Here is a 5,834-nt window from a genome sequence, read left to right on the forward strand (position 1 = left end):
AGCGTGGGCGGGGGCGCTGTGCCGCGCGCGAGAGGCGCTGATACACGGCAAGACCGTCGTGCTGGACATCTCCTCCGCCCGTCCCGACGATCTTGTCCGGATCGCGGCGCTGGCTGAGAAGACGGCCGCGGATCTGGTGCGGTCCCGCTGACGCAGCCGATCCGGACACCCGACCCGGACCGGGAAGTGATCCGCGCTGAGGAGCGTTCCCGCTGGTTCCGGCGATACGAGCCCCCCGTCGTTGCTTAGAGTAATCGGATCGGGGTGAAGCGCGTACGCTTAGTCGCCGTGACGACTGTAACGTCGCCGCCGCCCGCGCAGAGTTGGGGAGCCCCCTCGGCCGGTCGCCGGGCGACCGCGCGTCGTCGCCGTGGCGGTGGGGAGCCCGGTGGCCCGGGCGGCCCGCGAGCGCGGTGGGGCGCGCGGCTCGCGCGAGCCGTGCTGGGCGTCGCGGCGCGCTGCGACGCGGGTGTCCGGCTCGTCGGGCTGCTGGCGTTTCTCGTGGTCGCGCTCGCGTTGTTCGGGTTGACGCTGCACGGCGTGGTCGCTCATCGGCTGGATGCGACCGACGGCCTGGTGAGCCGGCACGGCCGGGCGCTCGCCACGGCTCAGGAGTTGCGGGCCGCCCTGTCCCAGGCGGATGCCGCGGCGGCGGCGGAGGTCTTCGCGCCCGTCGAGCTTCTCGTCGGCAGGGGGGAGCCCGCCGCCGAGCTGCGGCAGCGCTATGACCGGATCAAGAACGGCGGGCTGTTCGAGGCGAGTGTCGCCGATGCCGCCCGTGACGTCCTGGACCTGCGCCGACTCGACCCGGCCCTGTGCGCCGCGGACCCGCCCTGGTCCGGCCCCGCGGCGCCGCCGCCCGGACCCGACGGCGCGGGGACCCGGCCGTCGCCCGGGCGGATCGCCTCATCGTGCCCTCTGGGCGTGCTCGCCGGGGGCATTCCTGTCTACAACGGGATGGTCGAACGGGCCCGGGCGAACAACCGGGCGGGGCTGTCCGTCGGCGAGGCCAACCTGCGGGCCGCCTCGACGATGATGCGCACGGAGATCCTTCCGGCGACCGAGGTGCTCGTCGCCCGGTACGCCGACGCGGTGGACACCGCCTACCAGCAGGCCACCGGCTCGCGGGGCGAATGGGCGATCGTGATCACGGCCGCTTTCGCGATCATCGCGCTCGTCGGCGTCCAGCTGCTTCTGGTCCGACGCACGAACCGACTGGTCAACCCGGGCCTGCTGCTCGGCACCGGGTGCATCCTGGCCACGGTCACCTGGACCGCGGTCGCCTTCGGAACCCAGCAGACCCGTCTCGACACCGCGCAAGACTCCGGGTACCGACCGATAAGCCTGCTCGCCCGATCGAAGACCCTGGCTCTGGAGGCACGGGTCGATGAGAACCTCTCGTTGACGGCGCTCGGCAACGGCACCCGTTTCGACGAGCACTTCGCCTGGGTGACCCGAGGCCTCGGCTTCGACGTGACCGGCGACCGCCTACCGCCCGAACCGGTCACCCGTCGTGGTTCGCTCGTCGTCGCCCTCGACGCGCGCGGGGGGGCCGGGATACCGGCGGGACTCGAGGGCGATCTGCGCTCCTGGCTGCGTATCCGGGCCTCGGTGGTGGCTCTGCTGGCCTCGTCACCGGACTCGGTCGTCGCGGCCGCGCGAGGACCGGGAGACGCCGGCTCCTCCGTCGGGGACCCGCGTTCCTCCGACACGTTCGGACAGGCGGTGACCCGGACCCTCGGGCCGGGCACGACGGCGTTCACCAGTTTCCTCGGCAAGCTCGACGTCGCGATCGACGTCGCCCGGGGCAGGTTCGAAGGAGATGCCCGCTGGGCCGCCGCGGCGTTGCGCGATCTCGAGCTGGCCGGCCCGGCGCTCGTCCTCACCGCGATCGTCGCGGCCGCGGCGGGGATGTGGCCCCGGCTCCGGGAGTACCTGTGAGTCCGCCCGGTCGGACCGGGCGCCGGCACCCCCCCATCCCGACGAGGGGAGTGGGCCCGGTGCTCGGGGGGATCCTCGTCGGCTGCATGGTCCTCGTGGGCGGTACGGGCTGCAGCACCGCCCGTAGCCCCCTTCCGCTGGAGGCCGCCCCGATGCCGCCATCACCGGTGCCGGGCGCCGAGCCCACGCAGGCGTCGGCGGGATCGGCCAACCCGGATGGAACCTGTCGCCGGGATGGCAGACCGCTCCGGTCGAGCGATCCCCCCCTCACCCCGATGCCTCCCCCCGGCCGGATGCCGGTGGGCAGCCGCCTGCGCGCGATCGCGCAGGACCGCGGCTACCTGCGCGTGGGCATCGCCACCGACGCGCCCCCGGCCGGGTTGATGAACTGGCGCACCTTGCGACTGGAGGGGTTCGACGTCGGCATAGCCCGCGCGGTCGCCGCGGCCATCTTCGGTGCCGAGCGGGTCGACAATCATGTCCAGTTCCGTGCCGTCACCACCTCCGAGCGGGAGGACCTGCTCCGTTCCGGCATGGTCGACATGCTCGTGGCCACCATGACCATCACCTGCGAGCGCAAGCGGCAGGTCCGGTTCTCCGACGTGTACTACGAGTCGACTCTGCGGTTGCTGATCCGGGAGAACGCCGGGTTCCGCGGTATCGCCGATCTCGTCGGACGACCGGTCTGCTCGTCGGCGGGGAGCACGTCCAGCGAGAAGCTGGCGCAGCTGCCGGCGCCGGGACCCCGACCGGTGACCCGGGCCCGCATCGCCGACTGCCTGGTCGCGCTCCAGCACGGTGACGTCGACGCGATCGCCGGCGACGATGTCCTCCTCGCCGGGCTAGCCGCCCAGGACCCCGACACGACGGTGCTCGGGCCGAGCGCCTTCGGCGCGGGCTCCGAAGCCGGCGGCTGGCTCGACGAGCCCTACGGTATCGCCATGCCGATCACCGGGGACACGGCGGGAGACGACGAGTTCGTCGCGTTCGTCAACGGCGTGCTTCGCGAGATCATGCTCGACGGAACCTGGTCCCGCCTGTACGACGAGTGGCTGCGACCGGGCCTACGCGTACCCGGCCGCCCCCCGCTGCTCGACGGCGGCCGTCCCTGATCGGGCCGTGAACCGGCGGGCCGGGCGGGCCAGGCGAAGCCCGGGAGCTCCAGGTCTCCCGGGGGCGAGCACGAGATCGAAGCCGGCGATTCATGGCGATTCATGATGAACGATGCGCATCCGAGGCCTAGTACCCGAACTCTGATGATTATTACAGTTCGGGTGGTAGACCGGCAAGCCGTGCGCTGGCGTCCCAGAGCTGGTTGCAGCGCGCGACGTCGGTACCGGGTTAAGGAGGCGCTGCTCGCCGCGATCGCCGCCCGGGAGTTGGAGCGGCAAGGCGCCGAACTCGCCACCGCGATGCGTGGTGGAAGGACGCCCGAGGCGGTACTGCGCATGGCGATGCACCACTACATCACCTGGGCACTGGAGTACCCGGCACGCTTCAGGCTGGTATTTGGCGCCTGGTCGATCGACTCGCGGGAGCTGAGCACTGCGGCCTGACAGCGGCCCACGCCGCGCAGACCATGCTCGTCGATACCGTCACCGCGGCCCAACAGCTTGGTGCGTTGCCCGCAGGTGACCCGGTGCGCGTGGCATCTCTCGTGCGGGCACTCGCGCACGGGGCTGCCGACCTTGCCCTGGCGGGGCATCTCGCCGCTGACGGGAAGGGTCACGCGAGTCCCCAGCAACTCGTCGACGACCTGCTTGACCACCTGCGCACCGCAGCTCAGCGCCTATGAGCAAGGAAGCTACGGCTGAGCAAGGAAGCTGGCTGAGCAAGGATGTCAACGTCAGAGCAGCGTGCGGGGACGGATGCGGTTCGCCTGGTCGACGAGGCGGACCCGGCTCGCCCGGTCACCGGCCAACCGGGCCATCTCCCGGTAGGTCTCGGCCAGTCCGAAGCGGAGGTCCCGTTCCACCATGACCCGACCGAGCAGGGTCGGTGGCCGGGGCGCATCCGCGGCCGGGTAGGCGGCCGGGTAGGTCGTGACGAGGGCCAGGGCGGCGGTGAACAGGTCACGGTGCAGTTCGGCCCGGCGTCGTTCGCCCAGGTCGAGCCTTGGATCGGCCAGTATCGTCGCCGCCCGGTGCAGGGCCGCCGATCCCGAGGCCGCGCGGTCTGGTCGGGTGGCCCGGCCGACGAGCACCCCGATCATGCGGATCCGCGACGCGGTGTAGGCGGCGGACGACGGAGGGACCCGTAGATAAGCGTCGATCTTGTCGGCCGGATTGGTCCGGCATCGGGCCAGCCCGAACGCCGCGCTGGTCGTGCTCGGATCGATGGTGGAGACGACGTCGAACAGGGCTGCGGCCCGGTGCCGGGCCGCGTCACGTTCAGGCGCGGTGCCCGCGGTGCCCGCGGTGGTCGCCATGTCCGCGAGTGCGGTCGCGAGGGCGAGGCGCGGAGCGAGCTCCCCGGGGACCCGGGAGTAGACCCGGTCGAACGCCGCGGCGGCCACGGCCGGTTGTCGTCCGACGAGGGCGTGCAGGCCCCGGTACCAGTCGACCCGCCATTCCCGCGGCTGCTCCGCGGCCGCGTCGTCCAGAGTGCCCGCCGCCTCATGGAGCTGCCCGGCCCGGATCTGGGTGCGGGCCAGGGATAGCCGCACCTCGGTGGTCCTCGGGACGATCGCCGCCAGCCGGGTGGCCAGGGAGGCCGGTTCCTCGTCCGAACCGGCGGTCAGTCCGGGCGCCCATGGATCGTCCTGGTCGATGCGCAGATCGGGGAGGACCTCCCACCATGCGGGGGTCCCGGCGGGCCCCGCCTCCCCGGTGGGATGCCCGACGGCGTCGAACCACCGGCTGGCCAACGGGGGGACCGGCCCCTCCGCTCTGGCCACGATCTCGTAGAGCACCCCCACCAGTTCGTCGGCGAGCTCCGTGGTGTTCTGGAAGCGCTGGTCGGGATCGGTCGCGGTGGCCCGGCGCAGGAGCCGGTCCAGGGATTCGAAGTCCCGCAACGGGGCATGGGCCCGGCGCGGCGGCAGGGTGTGCCGGTAGGCGCCGAGGAAGCCCGGGAACCGGCCGAGGACGAGACGGGCCAGGGTCCGGGCGACGGCGAAGATGTCGGTGGTGACCGTGGGCGCGGTGCGCGCGATGCCCGCCGGGCGTTCCCCGTCGTCGTCGAGTTCGGGGGCCCGGTAGCCGGGCGTGGACAGGTATCCCGACACGCGGTCGTCGAGCCGGCGCGCCCCGCCGAGGTCGATCAGTTTGACGTCCTCGGCGGTGACCATCACGTTTTCCGGTTTCAGGTCGCAGTAGACCAGCCCGAGGCGATGCAGATGCCCGAGGGCCGGAAGCACCCGCAGCAGGTAGCGGATCACATCGGCGGCCGACGGCGGAGCCGACCGCCCGTCCGCTCCCGCCACCCCGACCTCGGCCAGGCCGGCCAGGGACACCCCCGGCACGTACTCCATGACGATGTAGTCCTCGCCATGGTGGGTGACATAGTCGAGGATCTTGACGATGCCCGGATGGGACACCGTGGTCAGGATGCGCCGCTCTCCCTCGGCGATCCGACGCGCCTCCGGGTTCGCCGCGTCGAGCAGGCCCTTGAGCACCACCCAGGCCTGCACGTCGTCGCCGCCGAGGTTGTCGTCGGTCGCGGCATATACCCAGCCGAGCCCGCCGTGCGCGATGACGCCGTGCACGGTGTAGCGGCCGACCCGTTCGCCCGGTCGCAGCTTGACGGTGAACGAGTAGCGGTGGCCGCATCCCGCGCAGCTGCCCTCCAGGGCGACGCTCTCGTCCTGCTCGTCCCGGCCCGGCCGGGCCACGGGCGTGCCGCACCCGGCGCACTCCCGCAGGCCCGTGGGAACGCTGGGCGCGCCCAGGAGG

General features: G+C 72.6%; 5 protein-coding genes. 4 read left to right on the forward strand and 1 reads right to left on the reverse strand.

Features of this window, described 5'->3' with window-relative positions; genetic code table 11:
* Positions 1-288: 288 nt before the first annotated feature.
* From AC08OJ_RS18055 to AC08OJ_RS18070, 4 genes are all read left to right on the forward strand, one after another.
* Positions 289-1,941, forward strand: a complete 1,653-nt coding sequence (locus AC08OJ_RS18055) for a hypothetical protein (RefSeq protein ID WP_476594401.1) — start codon at positions 289-291, stop codon at positions 1,939-1,941.
* Between the two features lie 293 nt (positions 1,942-2,234).
* A complete protein-coding gene (locus tag AC08OJ_RS18060) occupies positions 2,235-3,053 on the forward strand; it encodes a glutamate ABC transporter substrate-binding protein (protein ID WP_476596353.1) in 819 nt (272 codons plus the stop codon).
* Positions 3,054-3,215: 162 nt separating this feature from the next.
* Entirely contained in the window at positions 3,216-3,497 is a 282-nt protein-coding gene (locus AC08OJ_RS18065; protein ID WP_476596351.1) for a hypothetical protein, read from the forward strand.
* A gap of 23 nt (positions 3,498-3,520) precedes the next feature.
* Positions 3,521-3,736: a hypothetical protein gene (locus AC08OJ_RS18070; RefSeq protein ID WP_462188687.1), complete on the forward strand. Its 216-nt coding sequence runs from the start codon at positions 3,521-3,523 to the stop codon at positions 3,734-3,736.
* A gap of 51 nt (positions 3,737-3,787) precedes the next feature.
* Here the strand turns inward: AC08OJ_RS18070 and AC08OJ_RS18075 are convergent.
* Positions 3,788-5,834: serine/threonine-protein kinase (locus tag AC08OJ_RS18075; RefSeq protein WP_476596352.1), on the reverse strand; the 2,047-nt coding region annotated here is incomplete at its 5' end.

It is taken from the genome of Frankia sp. CgKIO3 (assembly GCF_977946435.1).

Coding starts and splice junctions, on each gene's coding strand:
- AC08OJ_RS18060 (WP_476596353.1), top strand. CDS start 2,235: ATGCCGGTGGGCAGCCGCCTGCGCGCGATCGCGCAGGACCGCGGCTAC.
- AC08OJ_RS18070 (WP_462188687.1), top strand. CDS start 3,521: ATGCTCGTCGATACCGTCACCGCGGCCCAACAGCTTGGTGCGTTGCCC.